This window comes from Paenibacillus sp. FSL R5-0914 (assembly GCF_038004525.1).
Lineage (GTDB): Bacteria > Bacillota > Bacilli > Paenibacillales > Paenibacillaceae > Paenibacillus_AQ.
In genome coordinates, this window is sequence record NZ_JBBORH010000003.1 from 448,690 (window position 1) to 468,221 (window position 19,532).

Genomic DNA, 19,532 nt, shown 5'->3' on the forward strand with positions numbered 1-19,532 from the left:
GCGTTTCTATTGAAGGAGACCGTCCTCCGGGCATTATTCATGTGGCTTGTCCTGTTTATTATCCTGCAGCCCATATTCACCTATATTGATTATCTGCTAGATTTACAGGTCAAAGCTAATACGTCCTACATCACACAAAAAGCTGCAACGGAGGGGATGGTCACAGCGTCTATGCGGAACGAAGTGATTTCAAATCTGAAGGCGATTGGGTTCTCAGAGGGTTCTATAGAAATTACGAGCAGTACAGATACCATTCAAGAACGCAAGCAACGAATTGATGTGTATGTAACAGCACCACGGATAAATTTGTTTCCTTATAACTTTTCCACGGTTTCTCAGCCGACCCGATATTATGGACATGGGTCAATTATGAGTGAATATCTCGATTGACTAAGGGATGAGCCTAATTTATGGATTACATTATTAAGCTGGCATTTGTCCTACTGATCTTTATCTACTCCTGGTTCTTTCAGATCCAGAATCAGGAGTGGGACATGCTGCGCAGCATGCTAAAAGATGCAAACAATATCGCTGTTCATGATGCCGCACAGGAATTAGATGAAACTGAACTCACACGAGGTCGTCTAATTATCGATCCCGCGCTTGCTTACGATACTTTTCAACATGCCTTGCAGGCGAATCTTGGGCTTGATAACGGCCTTTCTCCCCAAGTAGGCAGCCGTTTTAAGAATCAAGTAAAGATCGTGAAGTTTGATATTGTTGATGATTCCGATGGAGTAACTTTTCCGCTTTTATACGAGGATAGTGAATATGGCATTACCAAATACATAGAGGGTCCCTCGGTTATTGCCGTCATTGAGACGGAACATCCGCTGCTGATCTCCAGAGCCAAAACACAAGAGCCAATCAGAGTACCAGCAGTTCAGGAGTATAAGTTCAATAAGTAGGAAATCCAATTGAGACTAGGGAGAGATTTGGGATGAAGAAGAGAGTTGTAGAGGCGACTTTGGTAGCGGCAATGTTATTTAGTGTGGTTTTGGGGCAGGGAGTGGTTGCAAAAGCGGAAACGGTTACATCAGTAGTTACGGCTAAGCCAACCATATCTGCGGCACCCACAGCAACAGTGAAACCTATAGCAACGCCAGTGCCTATTATGAGGGATAATCTGAGTAAATTTGGATTGAAGAAAGACTTGGAGCTGCCTGTGACGATCAGCGCTGGAGGATTAACGTACACGTTAGAAAAGCTGATGTTTTACGATGTAAAGTCTAAAGAAGCACAGTCTCTAATGAAGATGTATGGTTATTCAGATAAAATTTATAAAACACCTACGAAATATATGGTATGGACTAAACTCACCATTGAAAATAAGGGGAGTAAAGTCATTCAATTAAGTGCTAAAGATCCAAGTGCAAAATGGAGGTTAACAGCAGATGGTTATAATCTGCTGACACCTTCACCTAGAAATAAAATGTTAGAGTTGAACAATAAAGAAGCATTGTGGAATTGGGTGTTGAAACCGGGTGAAAAGCTATCTAGCTATCAAATGTATGGGTATATTAAAGACCCTTCAGATATTTCTATATATGTTAATCTCGAAGGGGAATTTGAAGAGAAATACATCGTTAAACGTCCAGGAGAGTAATTTATATGAAGAAAATTTGGATTGTTCTGCTTACATTTATATTGATTTTTTCATATATTCCAGAGAACATTAAGGCAGCTAATTCGCAAAACAAAACAGTGTCAATACCATCAGAAATTCTCAATGGGTCTGTAAATGCTCAAAAATCTTTTTACTTAGATCTTCCAAGTGGAGTATCCAGTTCGGCAATTGATGTCTCTTCTCTTAAATATAATGGGACTAATCAAAAAGTTGCTCTTTCAATGGAGAACGGAAAAGTAAAGGTTACCTTAAAGGGCGTTGAAGCAAAACAACGAATAGATAATGTACTTGGGTATTACAGCTCGTTTAAACGCCTTTTTGTAACAACTCCCGGTAATTCTATTTGGCGATATTCAGACGGTATAAGATGGCAGATTAATGAATGGGACCCATACGCTAATACTCAGAAACATAACGATAGGAATGGACAAGGAAATGGTACACCTAGAAATGATCCTCCTGATATGACGGTGGTAACTCAATCAGCAGTATCACGTTCGGGAATTAAATGGTACGACCAAAACGTGAATTCGGTAATAGATTCATCTCAAATCATAGAGTCAACCGTCCAATTAGTTGTACCTAAAGAATTACTCCCAATAACATATGTAAATCATAATGTTGTAAATGGGAATCAATTTATTATTTATTATCAAACTAACGCAGCTATGCAAAATTTTGACCCTGAACAATTAAGTCCGAATTTTGACAAAAGTGGTCATGCGTTGGGTAGACGTTATAAAACAGAATTAAGCTATTACTTTACAGGTTCGGCTAATGTGACTACGTATAAGTATAGTGGAAACGTCTCCTTCGATTACACCCTCCCTACAGAACCAACACTTACCGGTACGGTAACTCTAAATAAACCTAATCCCAATCCAACAAAATTGGGAGATAAAGACGAACCCGTTCAAATTTCATTAATGGGGCAGTTGCAAGGATACAGTGATGCTTCAAATATTGACGAGTGGGTGTTCTATGCTAAAGAGAAAGACAGGAACAATACACTCAAAACGAAAAAGGAATCTGCAAAGACATTTAACGTAAGTACTTTATTTGATTTTGAGATCAAAAAGTCGAGTGTAACGGGCGAACATTTTACTCAGGAATATGCTTTAACCGTTCTCGTCCGCTTTAAAAAGCCAATCGTCACAAAGAATGGAACCATCACCTCTCTGGAACAGCCCCTACAGATTTCAGCAGGTGTTTATAAAAACCAACCCCTGGTTACTTTTCCTCCACCTCCGACCAAGCCAACAGAACCGGAAGGAAAGCCACCTATTGCGAGAATATCAACAGCTAGATACATAAAAGCAGGGTCTGATATGCTCGTTAGTGGAAATGCTTCCTATGATCCGGATGGATATATTACTGATTATGCTTGGAGCACATCTGGAGCGCAGGGAGAAATCGGAAATGTCCCAAGGGGGTATGTATGGTATACCATAGAGCAAGTTGGAGAGACATTTCCTATAGCTCTCACAGTCGTTGACAATGATGGACAAATAGGTAGTACAAGTACAGAAGTTACCGTCATTGAGCCGAAACCAGCAGCAATTATAAATATAGAAGGAATACTTAAACAAAATCGTAAAACGACATTGTTCAATAGAAGCCAGAGTCCAACACGCTTTCCGTTAATACCATCGAAAACACGAGTTACCATCACTGCTGTATCTGGTGGTACGAACGCAGATATTAAATATAGTGGTACATTATCTGAACTTGAAAGCAAAGACATCTTATTTAAAAAACCTGGAAAATATAAGGCTGCGATTTATGTGGAAAATACGCTTGGGTATTCTGATAGTGATGAGATTGCTTTTGATATTGTGCCAGATGAAGCGCCGTACAACTATTTTACTCTGCCTGGAGTGGTATATCGAAGTCCTGATTACGGTAATAAAGCGGTGGTTTCATTGGATGATATCTCCTATTCGCCTGATAAAGATGTAGTGGGTCGGAGACTCTGGGAGTATCGCTATGATTCAAATAATGACGGGAGTTTTAGCGGAGAAGCATGGGTGACCTTTAGTAATGAGAACAAAGATCGCTTAAATTTAGAACTGAGCGAGGTAGGGAAATATGAAGTCCGACTTACTGTGTTTGAAGAGTTTGGTCAACCAACCATTGATGAGTTTGTGACAGAAGCTGATCGGAAATCTACAAATTCAGATGGACAAAAGTTAAGCTCACGGATTGTAGAAGTGAAAAATCGAGCGCCAGAAGTTGATTGGTCCTGGTAGGAGAGGTGCTTAAATGAAAAAGACAAAAGAAATACTTTCGCTAGTAATTATAATCACTTTCCTATTCGGAGTTTTCCCTAGTCAGGGAGTGTATCTTCAGACAGCAGAGGCTGCGACTGGTGATCCTAATTTCATTACTTATAAAGATATAAATATACCTGCTGATGGTGATTTTTATGACGCTGGTTGGAATTATGGTACTATGCGTGGGACAATAAATAACCAAAAACTAACGAATATTAAATATAATCGTACCACTAAGCAACTTACATTTGATATTAGTTCAGATGCAACATTGACTGTAGGAGTAAACTTGTATCGTTCAGACAGTGCTCTAGATAGACGTGTTGTTCGAGCGGATCTCTGTGTAGCGGCAATACCAGAGGGGGCACCATTAGATTTACCAGTCTACCAATATAATTGTCCGAGCCACTGGTCAAATCCAAATACCAATTGGACCCCATTGTATAGGAGCTTTTTTGCTGGACCGTTTGACCCGAATACATTTGATCATACATTTAATCTAGTGACAGATGTTCCTTACTACAACTATATAGGGAATTTAAGTTACGGTGAACTTCCAATAGGATTAGTTATTAATTACAGTTTTGGTGCAGGTCAACAGGACCCATTTGGTGGATATCATCCAGATAAAGGATATGGAGGGCCGTATATTGGTTGGAGTTTTCAAAGAGTATTTCCTTTGATACCTAATAGTCCACCTACCATTTCGTTAAATACACCTAATAATCAAGTCCTGCAGAATGAGCCTGGACGAAACATACTTAACATCGAGGGATATGTTCACGATCCAGATAATGATGATCTTATCGTAAGTGCGGAGATACCAAATATATTTTATAGGAAGACGGTAGTATCTCAAACGAAAGGGTATCAGTATTTCTCTATCCCCATAGACGCTGTGGCTGATTCGATCCCGCCGGGCGATTATACGATGACTGTAAAAGTAGCAGATCCTTCAAATATGTCAGAATCCGCGAGTATGACCTTTAAGGTTACAAACAGACTGAAGCGAAACGCTTTTGTTCTCGTTAATAGTCCTATAGAGAATAGCGGCACCACCTACGAAGATTATGAGTGGGATGCTAAGTACGCTGATCGAGTGAGATATGATCATGATCCGAATTATTTTGATAACTCAATGGGGATTATAGGGGATTCGGGACTATGGAGGACGAGCCTTTACACTTCATTTCCGTATACCGGACAATATGTAGTGAGTTATCAAGCTAAGGATATACCGAAACAGGATGCTCGTTTTGCTGAATATCAGATGTGGAGTAAAGATGCCGCATCTACGATGAGTTTTAAAGTCCATCGCAAGCCAATAGCGCTTTTTTCAGCAAGGCTTATCAATGGAAATGTTCAATTAATAGATTCATCCTACGATTTAGATCATATTACAAGTGCTGATAAAGGGATTATGCAGTGGCAATGGCAATATAAAAAGACCGTTGATGAGATGTGGATCGACGGTCAGCCACCTGGGGGAGTTTTTGAAAAAGACAGTTACGACATACGTTTAAGGGTCCGTGATGTGGATGGAGATAATGGAATCGGTGTATGGAGTGATTGGTGTCAACGTACTGTGGGGAATGCGTCTGTTAATCTACCACCCGTTGCATTATTTACCGTTGATCCGAATATCGTTTCCTATCGTAAATCTACGACCATTACAGACAAATCTTTCGATCCAGATAATGATCCATTAGATGTATATTACTGGACTGTAATCAAAGACGGATGGAATAAAGTATGGGAACATTGGGGTGGAGCGACAACACCGCCGAATATCGCATCATTCGGTGAAGGGAACTATCAACTCAATCTACAAGTACATGATAATCGTGGCTTGTGGTCAGATTGGTACAGTCAAAATGTACAGGTAGTCAATCATCCACCGGCCGCAGCATTTACAATGCCTAACGAAATATACCGCGATACGATTATCACAATGGATAACTTAACACCAGATCCGGATGAAGATGGAGATGTTTTATCTTATGCCTGGAATGCAAAATTTAATGACTCTCCCTACTACTGGGCAGGAAACAATCGTTATCAATCAATGACCATTCGTGATCTTATTAATCGTAACGGTATATCACATAAAAAAGCCATTTCTGATGGCTGGGAAATGCAGCTCACAGCCTCTGATGGAAAATTAAGCTCTTATGCGACACGTACATTTATGGTTAAGAATCATGTCCCTGTTGCTAAGATTAACGGACCTTCATCCGTAAATCAGTATGATACGAAACAATATACTTCAGGGGATATCGATGAGGATACATCAGATCAAGGCTCATTAGAATACTACTGGAAAGTAACGAACAGTGCTGGTGAAGTTAAATCATATCTTACTCGTGATATTACGCTTACCTTCTCAGATCCAGGAGTATATACGTTAGAACATTGGGCAATCGATCAGATAGGCGATAAGTCGAATATCGCTGGATTGCAAGTCCAAGTAAAAGAGAATTTGGCACCTTCTATGACTTTAACTAGTCCTTCAGGTACAGCTTCGAACCCATCTGTGATTGACTCAGACCAAGGCGATCCATTAATTAAGTGGACATACACAGATCCAGAAAATGATCCACAGGAGAAATATAGATTAGAGTTTTTTACGAAGGATGATCTATTAGTTTCCACTGTAGAAAATCCAGATCCTACTGGCCTACTCAGACAATATCAAATCCCAAATAATACATTTGAACGGTTTGAATACTTTACAGTGAAAGGTCGGGCGTACTCCAAATTTTCATGGTCAGATGTATCAAATGAAAAAACATTCATCATTGATAACGCACCTAAGCCGGGATTCACTCTGATCACAGATACTGGTAAAGATGCGACTAAGGTACCGATCTACCGTACAGATGTTTTGAATATTAAAAGTACGGCTACGGACCAAGATGAGCCTAAAGGAGATAGCATTAGCCTTAAGTATTATCTGAAAACATCAAATGGTTCAGAAGCTTTCGCAAGTGTTAAGAATGACTTTACCAAGCAATTTAGCAGCAATGGTATCTTTACGTTTAGACAACGTGTAACAGATTCTCTAGGGCTATATCGAGACCTTTCCCAGAATGTTACGATAGTCAACCGTATACCAACAGTTTCGATAACGTACCCAACCAGTACGGACTCTACAAAATCTACGATCGCAAGCACGTTAACTCCAATCATCAAGTGGGATTATCAAGATGAGGACAAAGATCTGCAGCAACGTTATAAGGTGCGAATTATTAACTTGGCCACCGGTGCAATCAAGGTACAATCTGGTGAGCAAGTATCAAGCGCTAAGCAATGGCAGATTCCAGTCGGTTCACTGATTGAGAATGAAAAATATGCCGTTGAAGTTGAAGTTTTTGATGGTTATAACTGGAGCAATGTCTCTCCACGTAAATACTTCATGGTGAATTTACTGAGTATTAGAGGAGGCGTTAAGCACACCGAAGAGTGGAACAACAACCGTAAAGGCTACAATCTGAAAAAGAGTGGCAATGAGGAGAGTCCAAGAGGCTACAACGTATTCTGGGCAGGAGAACGTTTTGTTCTGCAAGGTACAGCAACAGGTCTCCCGGATACTGTCCAAGTAACTATGAACGGAGGGTTCATTACGCAGCTCAGCCCAACTAACGACGATAAAACCTTCTGGACAGGTGAAATGTATGATAGCTCTTTTGAAAAGCTACCAGATGGCCCTGTTACTTTTACCTTTACGGCTCAGAATGCGTATAACACCAAAACGGATACAGTTACGGTTGTTATATCATCGGATTGGTCGGAGTATTTCCAGAGTCATCGAATTAAGTAGAGTAGGAGCCTATATCACCCCATCTTTTTTGCGTGACTTCACAGGATCATGTTAATGTTGAAGCATTGTATCAAACATTGATAGGGGTAGGGGACATGATTCGAGAGTTAACACCAGCGGAAATGAAATCAATCTTGAGTTCGATTAATAGGGAACAGCATTTTTTATACTATTCATACCTTACAGCTCGTAAGCATAATACGGTACACTATGGACAGTTTACAGAGTATGGGGAGCTGCTCGGCGTATTGGCTTTTTTTAGAGGGCTTTCGTTCTATGCGTTTTCCGTATTCCCTGTGGAGAAGTCATTCTGTCTCCGGTCCGTGCTTGCATTTATGAAAGATCAATTGAGTTTACCTGACAATGCTGTCGGTAATGTAATTGTGAATGAAGAAGTTATGGCTGTACTCGCTTCACAGCTTGAACTTGTTAAGTCACCCAAAAAACTGCTTCTAATGAAGCATATCCATCAAGAAGCGTTACCACCGGTGGATACAAGCGTTTTACATTTGGGTCCCCCTTATTTTGAACTTATTGAGTCGAAAATGGCCGATTTAGATACAATGGCGTTCTCAAAAGAAGAATTACAGTATCCGTTCTATGGTGTGATGGAACAACATGAGCTGATTGCGGTAGGTGGATACCATATTTATAGCGAAGATTACGTTGAATTGGGGAACATCGGAACGGATGTAAGATGGAGAAGGCAAGGCTACGGGAAAAAGATCTGTGCCGAGCTCACCCGAGCGGGGGGAAGGGTTACCTCTAACGTGTATTTGAATGTCCTTGAGGAAAATGTAGGCGCAATTTCTCTATATCAATCCATCGGCTTTGAGCTTATGTGCAAACAGTACATGGTCCAATTTGTTATTTGATGGTTAATGAAAAAGGACTAAGCGGATTTAAATCCGCTTAGTCCTTTTTCACAAGCATAGAACCTTTTATACGACCCCTTCAGTCCGGTCTTCATTCATTCGCATCATTCGTGTGGCAACCGAAGTAGTATGTAATGGTAAAGAGGATGGGCGCGCAGAGGCTCTCTGAGCTCTACGTAAATAATAGGATAGCTTGCCAGTAAAAATCTTATGTGCACAGAGTGAAAGCGCGAAATCTTCCGGTGTAACGAAGCAGGAAGGCTTATTCACAGGCTGAACTGCAGTTTCTTCAAATAAAGAGGCAACGAAATGGGAACAAAAATAAGCATTTTCTCTATCGATTTTAATATTCAGAAGCACACCGATTAATCCTAAAAGATGGTATTTATAACGCTCCTGATTTTGCATCATCCCTTGGACGTGATTGTACATCGTATCGTATTCCTCAGCGCTAACACGCAACTGATAGATGGAACAATTAGCACTGCTATAAAAAGGGTCGATAAAGTTCTCCTGGATTAGTCCTGCCACAAATGGATTGTGCATTTTTTTTCTTCCGAAGCTGTATACCTCCCGCAGTTCACAGTCAAAGGCGATCGAAGCATGATTCAGATCGGCTTTTGTAAACCACTTAATAAAACCACTAAAGGCCGTACCTGTACCGGTAAGCACAATAAAGATGTCCTTATTCGAACTCATGTTCAAAGTTCCTTTCCACTAGGAAATGTTGGGTAATGAATGAAAATTATGCTTAACTAACTCCATCTTACTGTATATTTGAGCATTGTAAAACAATCTTTAGTCGCAATTAAAAACTAGACCATAGACTAGTGCAATTCTGGCTTGTCTCATAGTTCTTGTGTGTATATAAATACGTCGATATTGCAAAAGATAAGCTGTTCAAATAAAGAGTTTTTAAAAACAATTGGAATTGCTTCCACACTAATGATACAATAAGAGTCAAAATGACATTCTTGAGATTTCAGAGGAGGAACTATTAAATGAGTGAACAAGAACAAGCGATTCAAAAGGAAGAAAACTCAACTGTAGATAACCTGTCCATTACAACGATTCGTACTTTGGCGATTGACGCCATTGAAAAAGCAAACTCCGGCCACCCAGGTATGCCAATGGGTTCTGCACCAATGGGCTACCAATTGTTTGCAAAAACAATGAAACACAACCCTGATCATCCAACATGGGTAAACCGTGACCGTTTTGTATTGTCCGCAGGACATGGTTCTATGCTTCTGTACAGCTTGTTGCACCTTAGTGGTTATGATCTTCCTATGGAAGAATTGAAAAATTTCCGTCAATGGGGCAGCTTGACTCCGGGTCACCCAGAAGTAGGTCACACCGCTGGTGTCGATGCAACAACAGGTCCACTTGGACAAGGTATTGGTATGGCTGTTGGTATGGCTATGGCTGAAGCTCAATTGGGAGCTACCTACAACAAAGATGAACATAAAGTGGTTGACCACTATACTTACGCTATTTGTGGTGATGGTGACCTGATGGAAGGGATCTCTTCCGAGTCCGCTTCACTCGCTGGTCATTTGAAACTGGGCAAATTGGTTGTATTGTATGATTCAAATGATATTTCCCTTGATGGTAAATTGAACCTTTCCTTCTCCGAGAACGTGGCTCAACGTTTTGATGCTTATGGTTGGCAAGTACTGCGCGTTGAAGACGGAAATGATCTTCCGGCTATTGCCAAAGCGATTGCTGAAGCTCAAGCTGAGACTAGCAAACCGACTTTGATCGAAGTGAAAACTGTAATTGGTTATGGTAGCCCTAACAAACAAGGTAAAGGCGGCCATGGCGGTACTCACGGTTCCCCACTTGGAGCAGAAGAAGCTAAGCTTACCAAAGATTTCTACAAATGGGTATACGAAGAAGATTTCTATGTACCTGACGAAGTGCGTGCTCATTTTGCAGAAGTGAAGAAAAACGGAATCGCAGCTAACAAAGCTTGGGATGACAAATTCGCAGCTTACAAAAAAGCATATCCAGAGCTTGCTGCACAGTTCGAAACAGTAATCAACGGCGATCTTCCAGAAGGCTGGGATGCTAACCTCCCAACTTACACTACTGAAGATAAGGCAGTATCGACTCGTGTAGCTTCCGGTAGTGCGCTTAACGGTCTGACTGCTGGCGTTCCTCAGCTTGTGGGTGGTTCCGCTGACTTGGAAAGCTCCACTATGACGCATTTGAATGGTTTGACATCGTTCACACCAGAATCTTATGATGGCCGCAACATTTACTTCGGCGTACGTGAGTTTGGTATGGCTGCTGCAATGAACGGTATTGCTCTGCACACGGGTCTTAAAGTATTCGGAGGAACATTCTTCGTGTTCACAGACTACCTGCGTCCAGCCATCCGTTTGGCTTCGATCATGAAATTGCCAGTAACCTATGTACTGACACATGACAGTATTGCAGTTGGTGAAGATGGTCCTACGCATGAACCAATCGAACAATTGGCTTCCCTGCGTATCATCCCAGGTCTGACTGTTATTCGTCCGGCGGATGCTAACGAAACTTCTGCAGCATGGGCTTATGCTATGGAAAACAAAGAGAATCCAGTTGCTTTGGTTCTTACTCGTCAAAACTTGCCAATTCTTGCTGGAACAGTTGATGGCGTTCGTGAAAACATCAAACGTGGTGGTTATGTTGTTTCTGATTCCAAGAATGGCACTCCACAAGCACAACTGATCGCTACTGGTTCTGAGGTACAATTGGCTGTTAAAGCACAAGCTGCTTTGGCTGAAGAAGGTATCGATGTTCGTGTAATCAGCTTGCCAAGCTGGGATCTGTTCGAAAAACAAGATAAAGAATACCGTGATTCCGTAATTCTTCCAGGAGTTAAGGCTCGTCTTGCAATCGAAATGGCACAAACCTTTGGCTGGGAACGTTACACTGGTGACCAAGGCGATATCCTCGGTATCACTACTTTCGGAGCTTCCGCACCTGGAGACAGAGTAATGAAAGAATACGGCTTTACTGTTGAAAATGTAGTTAGCCGTGTGAAAGCACTTCTGTAATTAACTGAATAATCATTAGGGGGAGAACGAGTAATGAGTCAGTTTAACAACGCAACGATTGAAAAAGCAGCCAATGTATATTATGGCGGACAAGTAACAAGCCGTACGGTAATTTTGCAGGATGGAACTAAGGTCACACTTGGTATCATGTTGCCTGGTGTATATGAATTTGGTACGGATGGTCCTGAAATTATGGAGATTCTGTCCGGCGATCTTAAAGTGCTGCTTCCCGGCACTGAGGTATGGCAGGAGATTAAGGGAGCGGCAACGTTCAATGTCCCTGGCAACTCAAAATTTGCGTTGGAAGTATTTGAAGTAACTGATTATTGCTGTTCTTACCCGGTTCTATAAAGACATAACTAAAGGAAGCTCTGCTGAAAAGCAGGGCTTCCTTTTTTTCTTGCACTACAAAGAATAATTTAGTATTATTATTTCGAACAAATGTTCGTATTTTTAGATTGAAAATTCGTTAAAAAAGACCGCCTCTCACATTGGAAATCATGTGGGAAACGGTCATGAGTAAGTGAAATGTTATTCGGATACAGTAGAACCCATTTTTTGTCCGATCCACTCTTCATAGCATTTCACTACAGCGGAGAGGTCTTCGTCGCCATAGCCTTGGGTAAACCCAGCTTGGAACATACTTTTGGCTAGTCCCAGCATTGGAGAAGGGACGCCTGTGAAATCGCTGTGGGCGGAGGCTAACTTCAAATCCTTTAACATTAATGCAAGGGAGAACTGATTGCTGAAATCATTTTCTATGATTTTACGGCCTTTAAGCTCTGCTTGTTTGCTACCCGCAGAACCAAGCTGCACTAGTTCAAGGAACTTGTCAGCTGGAACACCTGATTTTACAGCGATAGCGAATCCTTCAGCCAGGGCAACGTTATGAATGCCGACCATAGCATTATGAGCCAGCTTGGCTACAGCACCACTGCCGTTCTCACCCATATGTATCAGCTTTTTGCCCAAAGTATCGAATATATCGCGATGCTGTTCTATAACTTCAGCACTGCCGCCAACCATGAACACCAAGGTTCCTTCAATAGCTGCCGGCTTGCTTCCGGTCACTGGCGCGTCAAGGAAATGTCCACCTCGAGCTTCTACAGCAGTGGCAATTTCGTGAACTAGTCCTGGAGAAATTGTGCTGGAATCAATAATTAAGCCGCCTGGCTTAAGTGCATCTAGAATACCATCCTGACCATAAAACACTTCACGAACCGAATCATCATTACTGATCATGGTAATAATAACATCCTTACCTTCAGCGGCGGCACGTGGCGTAAGGGCAGACTGGGCACCCTCTGCTTCAAGAGGTTTACATTTAGCTGCCGTACGGTTGTACACCGTCACCTGAAAGCCGCCACGAAGCAAGTTGGAAGCCATTGGCGCTCCCATTGTTCCAAGTCCGATAAAACCGATTTGTTTCATTTGTTTAGCCACCTTCCGTTTTCTTCATTCTATCACGGCACTTAGGCTAGCACCACAGCTCAGCCATGCCTAATGATGCGGGAAACGCTTCCATGAAACTTTCGAAAACTTGGTTCTAAAGCCCGGGATGTGCCCTAAGACCTTGCCAGTCAAGGCAAATTAAAGTATCCTAATTATAAAGTTGTAACAAGCGGTTTCAAATTTAAAGAGATAAACAGGAGGTTTCCATTACCGATGTCTAAGAAGATTAATTTTGACTACACCAAAGCCCTTTCTTTCTTCAACCAACAAGAAATTGACAACCTTGCCGCTCCAGTTAAGTTAGCGCACGAACAGTTGCATAATAAGACTGGTGTAGGTTCCGACTATCTTGGATGGATTGATCTTCCATCAGCTTATGATAAGGAAGAATTCGCACGCATTCAGCAAGCCGCAAAGAAGATCCAGAGCGATTCCGAAGTACTGATTGTAATTGGTATTGGTGGTTCTTATCTGGGAGCACGCGCAGCGATTGAAGCGCTCTCGCATTCTTTTTACAATAACCTTTCTAAAGATAAGCGCAAAACTCCAGAAGTTTATTTCGCTGGTAATAACATCAGTTCTACATACATCACGCATTTGCTTGATCTAGTAGAAGGCAAAGACTTCTCCGTGAACGTAATCTCCAAATCAGGAACTACGACTGAGCCAGCCATTGCTTTCCGCATTTTCCGCGCAGCTCTGGAGAAGAAATATGGTAAAGAAGAAGCTCGCAAACGTATTTACGCTACTACAGACAAGGAAAAAGGTGCCCTTAAGAAATTGGCTACTGAAGAAGGTTATGAATCCTTCATCATTCCAGACGATGTAGGTGGACGTTACTCCGTATTGACACCTGTAGGCTTGCTTCCAATCGCTGTAGCAGGTATTAACATTGAAGAGATGATGCAAGGTGCTGCTGCCGCTGCGGATGAGTTCAATAATCCAGATGTAGCTACTAACCAAGCTTATCAATATGCTGCAGTTCGTAATGCTCTGTATCGCAAAGGTAAGACAACTGAAATCCTCGTGAACTATGAGCCTTCCTTACACTTTGTATCGGAGTGGTGGAAACAATTGTTTGGCGAGAGTGAAGGTAAGGATTTCAAAGGAATTTATCCTTCTTCCGTTGATTTCTCTACGGATCTACACTCCATGGGTCAATTTATCCAAGAAGGTAACCGTAATATCTTTGAAACGGTAATCCAAGTAGAACAAGTGGCTCATCATGTGACCATTGAGAACGATCCTGATGATCTGGATGGCTTGAACTTCTTAACAGGAAAGACTATGGATTTCGTAAATAAGAAGGCTTTCCAAGGTACAATGCTTGCGCATACAGATGGTCAAGTACCTAACCTTATCGTTACTATTCCTGATCAAACACCATACACATTTGGTTATTTGGTTTACTTCTTTGAAAAAGCTTGCGGCATCAGCGGTTACCTGCTCGGTGTTAACCCATTCGACCAACCAGGCGTTGAAGCATACAAGAAAAACATGTTTGCGCTGCTTGGCAAACCGGGTTACGAAAAAGAAAAGGCAGAGCTGGAAGCAAGACTTACAGAATAGTATTGCAGCAGTAATTTAGAGACCATTCATACTAGTGTAAGTCACCAGGAGCAGTCCATAGGTAATCCAATACCGGGGCTGCTCCTGACATTATATGAAGACATCATATGTATATAAGGACTGGAATAATTATGTTAGAACAATATCGAACGGTGCGATCTTCCGGTTCTAAGGAAGTCGTAATCCGCAAATCTCGCTTCATTGGTCATGTTATGCCAGTTGAGAATGAAGAAGAAGCATTGTTGTTTATCGAAGACATCAAGAAGAAACATCGGGACGCAACGCATAACTGTTCTGCTTATGTGATTGGGGAGCGAGACGAAATCCAGAGGCAATCGGACGACGGGGAGCCGAGTGGAACAGCCGGCAAACCGATTTTGGAAGTAATTCGCAACCAGGGAGTTAAAAATGTCGCAATTGTTGTTACCCGTTATTTCGGAGGCATTATGCTGGGTGCCGGAGGGCTGATTAGAGCTTATACGGATGGGGCAGTGCTTGCGCTTGAAGCAGGAGAAGTAATCACCCGTGTGCTAAGACGAGAGGTATTCGTAGAAATTGATTACACTTGGCTAGGCAAGGTTGAGAACGAACTTCGGGGAAGAGGTATTCAGACCGGCGAGACTTTGTTCACCGATAAAGTAACGTTGTTATGTTTACCGCGAAATGATGAGGGAGACGCATTTATGGCATGGATAACAGATCTAACCCAAGGGCAAGCCTTGGTAACAGAAGGGCGGCGGATTTACTACAGCGAAGGGGATTAGGTATATGGCAAGGAGAGCAGTGGAGCAGGAGTTGTCGAGGGAAAGAATATTAGAGGCCGCTAGGCATCTGTTTATTACCAAAGGGTATCGAGCGATTTCAATGCGAAGCATCGGTCAGCATTTGGGATACAGCCACGGCTCTCTCTATTATCATTTCAAAGAAAAGGCGGAATTGTTCTACGCCATTGTTGTCGAAGATTTTAATCATGTGGCTACTTTGCTTGGTCAAGTAATGAATAAGCCACCTGAAGAGGGTATGACTCGAGTAGAGCAGCTAATTATGGAGTTTATAAGGTTTGGAATAGATCATCCTTATCAGTATGAAATTATGTTTATGATTCGTGATGAAGAGCTGCTGGCTTATTGTAGAGCAGAGCAGGGACGATGTTTTGATTTATTCTCAAGTATTGTACGCCGTCATATGAAGGAAGAGGGATATGTGTCCGAGGATTGGCAGAACGTGCCGCTAACCTTGTTCTTATCCGCTCACGGATTTATATCTTATTATATCCAAGATAAAGTATCATTTGAGGATGTAAAAGAGGCAGCATCAGCTCATATCAAGGTTTTATGTCGCAGCCTTTAACATGCTGTTTTTTTTATAAGTTCACACTTTAAAGCTGTGCATTGGTATAACGCTACTTCTCTGCTTGGTCAAAGTAATATTTAATTCTAGTTTTATATTTTAATGGCCGCTCCGTAGCAATAACGGAAGCGGCCATTCATCGTTTATCCCTCAATAATTTTTAAGAAACATTGTCTACGTCTAGGTCCATCAAACTCACAAAAATAAATACCCTGCCAACGTCCAAGTAATAGTTCGCCATCATGGATGATTATGCTCTGGGAAGGTCCGGATGTAATAGACTTAAGGTGGGAGGCAGTATTGCCTTCAGCATGTCGATACTTCGGATGCTCCCAAGGGTAGACTTCATCCAAACGCATCAGAACATCATGCCTCACATCAGGATCTGCATTCTCATTGATTGCAATTCCTGCGGTAGTATGTGGACAATAAACTACGATCACCCCGCTACGCACCCCGCTTTTTTTCACAAAAGAAATGACTTCACGAGTAATATCCCGTAATTCATCCCGTTTCGTTGTAGTAATCTCCAGTGTATGCAGCATAATCATTCCCCTTCCTGTGATGTGCCACTTTTTCCTAACCTTTGTTATATATATTTTACCCCAAATTCACTTGAAAGTAATTGACGACAACGAGAAGGATTTGGTAAAGTAGTAATAATATAAAACCAAGTATATAAATAGGAATAATTAATGGAGATGTTGGTTAGTATACCGACCGGTTATCCGGAGGTGGGAGGGCAAAATCATTGAATTCGCTGCTTAGACACAAAGGTTGGACTTGGGGTTTCCGAACTACAATTTTGCTCTACTTTGTAGTATTGATTGTGTTGCCTATACTTGGGGTCTATTACAACTCTTTTTCACTGGGTTTCGGTAATTTTGTGGAAAGCATAAGCGACCCGATTGCCTGGAAGTCGGTGCTGTTAACCTTAAAGCTGGCGATCATCGCTACTTTAATTAATGTCTTTTTAGGAACAATGATTGCCTGGGTTCTTATTCGTTATCAATTCATTGGTAAAGCATTGCTTAATAGTCTTGTGGATTTACCATTTGCACTGCCGACGGCAGTTGGCGGTTTGATGATTTTGCTCTTGCTCGGACCTGGTAGTCTTATCGGCAAGGCTGCAGAAGCGCTTGGTTTTGAAATTGTTTTTCATCAACCGGCAATCGTAATTGCTATGGTCTTCGTAACCTTTCCCTTCGTGATTCGAGCGGTTCAGCCCTTGCTGGAGGAACTTGATCCTTCCGAAGAGGAAGCGGCATATACAATGGGTGCCAAGGGAACTAGAGTCTTCTGGCATGTTATTCTCCCCTCTATGGCTCCTGGGATGATCAGCGGTGGAATGCTCGCCTTCTCGCGGGCACTTGCTGAATTCGGCGCTGTAGTCCTCGTAGCAGGCAATATTCCAGGTCGTACACTCGTATCTTCTGTTTTTATTTTTGGTGAAGTTGAAAGTGATAATCCGGTTTCCGCAGCAGCGGTTTCTGTCATTCTCTTGACCTTATCTTTTCTCATTCTTTGGCTCATTAATATGCTGCAGATGCGGGGGAGACGCTCATGAGAAAATTGTGGATCGGACTCACCTACTTGGTGTTTTTTCTGCTAATCGCTGCGCCGCTAGGGAAAATGGCTATAGGTGCTTTTAGTGAAGGATTTGGTGGTTTCTGGGATGCTCTGACTAGGCCTGAAGCGCTGCATGCGCTTATGATGACTGGGCTTGTTGTGATCGTAGTTACGTTATTAAATACGTTGTTCGGAATTATGATGGCGCTGTATCTTGTTCGAGCGAACTGGATAAATAGACGTCTAAAGGGCTTGCTTAACAGTATTGTTGATTTGCCTTATGCTGTGTCTCCTGTCATTGGCGGGCTGATGATTGTCCTGCTGCTGGGTCCGGATAGCGCCTTGGGTGCGATTTTTGAAGGAATTGGGCTGAAGATCGTCTATGCCATTCCTGGAATGATCATTGCTACCTTGTTCGTAACCTTTCCTTTAATGGTGCGTGAGGTAATGCCGGTGCTTCAGGAGATTGGTTCACAGCAGGAGGAAGCTGCTTCTACACTGGGCGCTCGTGGCTGGACAATTTTTTGGAAGGTGACTTGGCCTTCGATTCGTTGGGCGGTTGTGTATGGGGTCATCCTTACGGTGGCTCGTTCACTAGGTGAGTTCGGGGCGGTGCTCGTGGTCTCGGGTAACATTATGAACAAAACCCAGACGGCGACGACGCTAGTCTATCAGGATGTTGAGAATTTTAATGTAACGGCTGCTGGAGGAATAGCGCTAGTTCTGGCTGCATTTTCCGCAGGTCTACTGTTATTGATGGAATGGACCAAGAGAAGAAAGGAAGTGCAGTAATATGCATGTTGAAGTGCGGGGTTTAAATAAGCATTTTGGAGATTTTCATGCGGTCAAGGACGTCAATTTCACCATTACAAAAGGTCATCTGATCGGACTGCTCGGCCCGAGTGGTGGCGGTAAAACTTCGATTCTTCGTATGCTCGCAGGGCTGGAGACACCGGATAATGGCGAGATCATTTTTCATGGTCAGACAGTTAACAATCTTCCTCCTCAAGAGCGCGGGATCGGCTTTGTCTTTCAGAACTATGCATTATTTAAGCACATGACTGTTTTTGATAATATTGCTTTTGGATTAAAAGTAAAAAAAGCCAGCAAAACCGCCATTCGTGATCGTGTTATGGAACTGGTAGAGCTTACGGGGTTAAAAGGCTTCGAGAAGCGCTATCCGCATCAGCTATCTGGTGGACAACGCCAGCGTGTGGCCTTTGCTCGTGCACTCGCGCCTGAACCACAGCTATTACTCTTAGATGAGCCGTTCGCAGCTATTGATGCGAAGATCCGTCAGGAGCTGCGCGCTTGGCTACGTGAGCTGATTGAGCGTGTTGGCATCACTTCCATCTTCGTAACACATGACCAAGACGAAGCAATAGAAGTGGCAGATGAGATCATGATCATCAACCAAGGACAGTTGGAACAAAAGGGTACGCCTTGGGATATTTATAAGGAGCCTAAAACACCATTTGTGGCAACATTTATCGGGGAGTCGACACTGATTGAAGATGCTTCTGAGGTGAAAGGGTTTAAAGGCGCTGGAGACGGTAAGCCTACCAAAGCACTTATTCGTCCGGAGTATATTGAAGTTGGTAACCTGCATGAGTTCAAGATGGCTTCAGCTACGGAAAAAGGCGTCGTAAAGCATCTGCATTTCCGTGGAAGTGAATGGCTCGTTGAGGTTGAAGTTAATGGTCATAAACTGGTCACTTACCGTTCCTTGGAGAAAGAAACATTGCAGCCGGGACAGGATATCTCAGTCCTTGTGCACCGCGCCTACCTGTTTAATGATGAGCGAAGCTGGATCCAGGAGAACAACCTGAAAGAAGATCCGATGCCGATATTTATTTAATATAAAAATAAATAAAATGATTTTCAATTTTTTTGAAGAGTAGCGAATGTGATGAGCTAGGATTAGAGGAACTGAAGTATTGGTATAGAGTAATG

Annotated in this window: 17 protein-coding genes; 14 read left to right on the forward strand and 3 right to left on the reverse strand. The window is 42.3% G+C overall.

Annotated elements, in window-relative coordinates; translation table 11 throughout:
* Positions 1-9: 9 nt before the first annotated feature.
* The 6 genes from MKX60_RS25375 (at position 10) to MKX60_RS25400 (ending at position 8,595) form a co-directional block, all read left to right on the forward strand.
* Positions 10-390 carry a hypothetical protein gene (locus MKX60_RS25375; RefSeq protein WP_076284074.1) on the forward strand — a complete coding sequence of 127 codons (381 nt, stop codon included), beginning with the start codon at positions 10-12 and terminating at the stop codon, positions 388-390.
* Positions 391-410: 20 nt separating this feature from the next.
* Positions 411-908 carry a hypothetical protein gene (locus tag MKX60_RS25380; RefSeq protein WP_076284075.1) on the forward strand — a complete coding sequence of 166 codons (498 nt, stop codon included), beginning with the start codon at positions 411-413 and terminating at the stop codon, positions 906-908.
* 32 nt (positions 909-940) lie between these two features.
* Entirely contained in the window at positions 941-1,606 is a 666-nt protein-coding gene (locus tag MKX60_RS25385) for a hypothetical protein (protein ID WP_341061345.1), read from the forward strand.
* Positions 1,607-1,611: 5 nt separating this feature from the next.
* A complete protein-coding gene (locus MKX60_RS25390) occupies positions 1,612-3,876 on the forward strand; it encodes a PKD domain-containing protein (RefSeq protein ID WP_341061347.1) in 2,265 nt (754 codons plus the stop codon).
* A 13-nt stretch (positions 3,877-3,889) separates the two neighbouring features.
* The gene (locus tag MKX60_RS25395; RefSeq protein WP_341061348.1) at positions 3,890-7,720 is read left to right on the forward strand and encodes a hypothetical protein; all 3,831 of its coding nucleotides are present in this window, start codon (positions 3,890-3,892) and stop codon (positions 7,718-7,720) included.
* Positions 7,721-7,815: 95 nt separating this feature from the next.
* Entirely contained in the window at positions 7,816-8,595 is a 780-nt protein-coding gene (locus tag MKX60_RS25400; protein WP_076284079.1) for a GNAT family N-acetyltransferase, read from the forward strand.
* Between the two features lie 66 nt (positions 8,596-8,661).
* Here MKX60_RS25400 and MKX60_RS25405 read toward each other — a convergent pair whose 3' ends face one another.
* A complete protein-coding gene (locus MKX60_RS25405; RefSeq protein WP_076284080.1) occupies positions 8,662-9,294 on the reverse strand; it encodes a hypothetical protein in 633 nt (210 codons plus the stop codon).
* Positions 9,295-9,596: 302 nt separating this feature from the next.
* On the opposite strand from MKX60_RS25405, the gene tkt reads away from it, so the two are divergent.
* A complete protein-coding gene (gene tkt, locus MKX60_RS25410) occupies positions 9,597-11,639 on the forward strand; it encodes a transketolase (RefSeq protein WP_042185576.1) in 2,043 nt (680 codons plus the stop codon).
* Positions 11,640-11,672: 33 nt separating this feature from the next.
* Positions 11,673-11,990, forward strand: coding sequence for a pyrimidine/purine nucleoside phosphorylase (gene ppnP, locus MKX60_RS25415; protein ID WP_042185578.1), 318 nt, complete (start codon positions 11,673-11,675; stop codon positions 11,988-11,990).
* Between the two features lie 180 nt (positions 11,991-12,170).
* Here the strand turns inward: ppnP and MKX60_RS25420 are convergent, their stop codons facing one another.
* Entirely contained in the window at positions 12,171-13,070 is a 900-nt protein-coding gene (locus MKX60_RS25420) for an NAD(P)-dependent oxidoreductase (protein ID WP_076284082.1), read from the reverse strand.
* 234 nt (positions 13,071-13,304) lie between these two features.
* On the opposite strand from MKX60_RS25420, the gene MKX60_RS25425 reads away from it, so the two are divergent.
* From MKX60_RS25425 to MKX60_RS25435, 3 genes are all read left to right on the forward strand, one after another.
* Positions 13,305-14,660, forward strand: coding sequence for a glucose-6-phosphate isomerase (locus tag MKX60_RS25425; protein ID WP_076284083.1), 1,356 nt, complete (start codon positions 13,305-13,307; stop codon positions 14,658-14,660).
* Positions 14,661-14,791: 131 nt separating this feature from the next.
* The gene (locus tag MKX60_RS25430) at positions 14,792-15,424 is read left to right on the forward strand and encodes a YigZ family protein (RefSeq protein WP_076284084.1); all 633 of its coding nucleotides are present in this window, start codon (positions 14,792-14,794) and stop codon (positions 15,422-15,424) included.
* A gap of 4 nt (positions 15,425-15,428) precedes the next feature.
* The gene (locus tag MKX60_RS25435; RefSeq protein WP_076284085.1) at positions 15,429-16,010 is read left to right on the forward strand and encodes a TetR/AcrR family transcriptional regulator; all 582 of its coding nucleotides are present in this window, start codon (positions 15,429-15,431) and stop codon (positions 16,008-16,010) included.
* A gap of 143 nt (positions 16,011-16,153) precedes the next feature.
* Here the strand turns inward: MKX60_RS25435 and MKX60_RS25440 are convergent, their stop codons facing one another.
* Positions 16,154-16,555 carry a secondary thiamine-phosphate synthase enzyme YjbQ gene (locus MKX60_RS25440; RefSeq protein ID WP_042185590.1) on the reverse strand — a complete coding sequence of 134 codons (402 nt, stop codon included), beginning with the start codon at positions 16,553-16,555 and terminating at the stop codon, positions 16,154-16,156.
* A 206-nt stretch (positions 16,556-16,761) separates the two neighbouring features.
* Between MKX60_RS25440 and cysT the strand changes: the two genes are divergently transcribed.
* From cysT to MKX60_RS25455, 3 genes are read left to right on the forward strand one after another with little or no spacing between them, the layout of a single operon-like run.
* Positions 16,762-17,577 (forward strand): sulfate ABC transporter permease subunit CysT, encoded by an 816-nt coding sequence (gene cysT / locus MKX60_RS25445; RefSeq protein WP_042185592.1) that lies wholly within the window; start codon positions 16,762-16,764, stop codon positions 17,575-17,577.
* A complete protein-coding gene (locus MKX60_RS25450; protein WP_149645170.1) occupies positions 17,574-18,371 on the forward strand; it encodes a sulfate ABC transporter permease subunit in 798 nt (265 codons plus the stop codon). Before cysT ends, MKX60_RS25450 begins: the two co-directional genes overlap by 4 nt.
* Position 18,372: 1 nt before the next feature.
* Positions 18,373-19,437, forward strand: coding sequence for a sulfate/molybdate ABC transporter ATP-binding protein (locus tag MKX60_RS25455; RefSeq protein ID WP_042124940.1), 1,065 nt, complete (start codon positions 18,373-18,375; stop codon positions 19,435-19,437).
* Positions 19,438-19,532 lie beyond the last annotated feature (95 nt).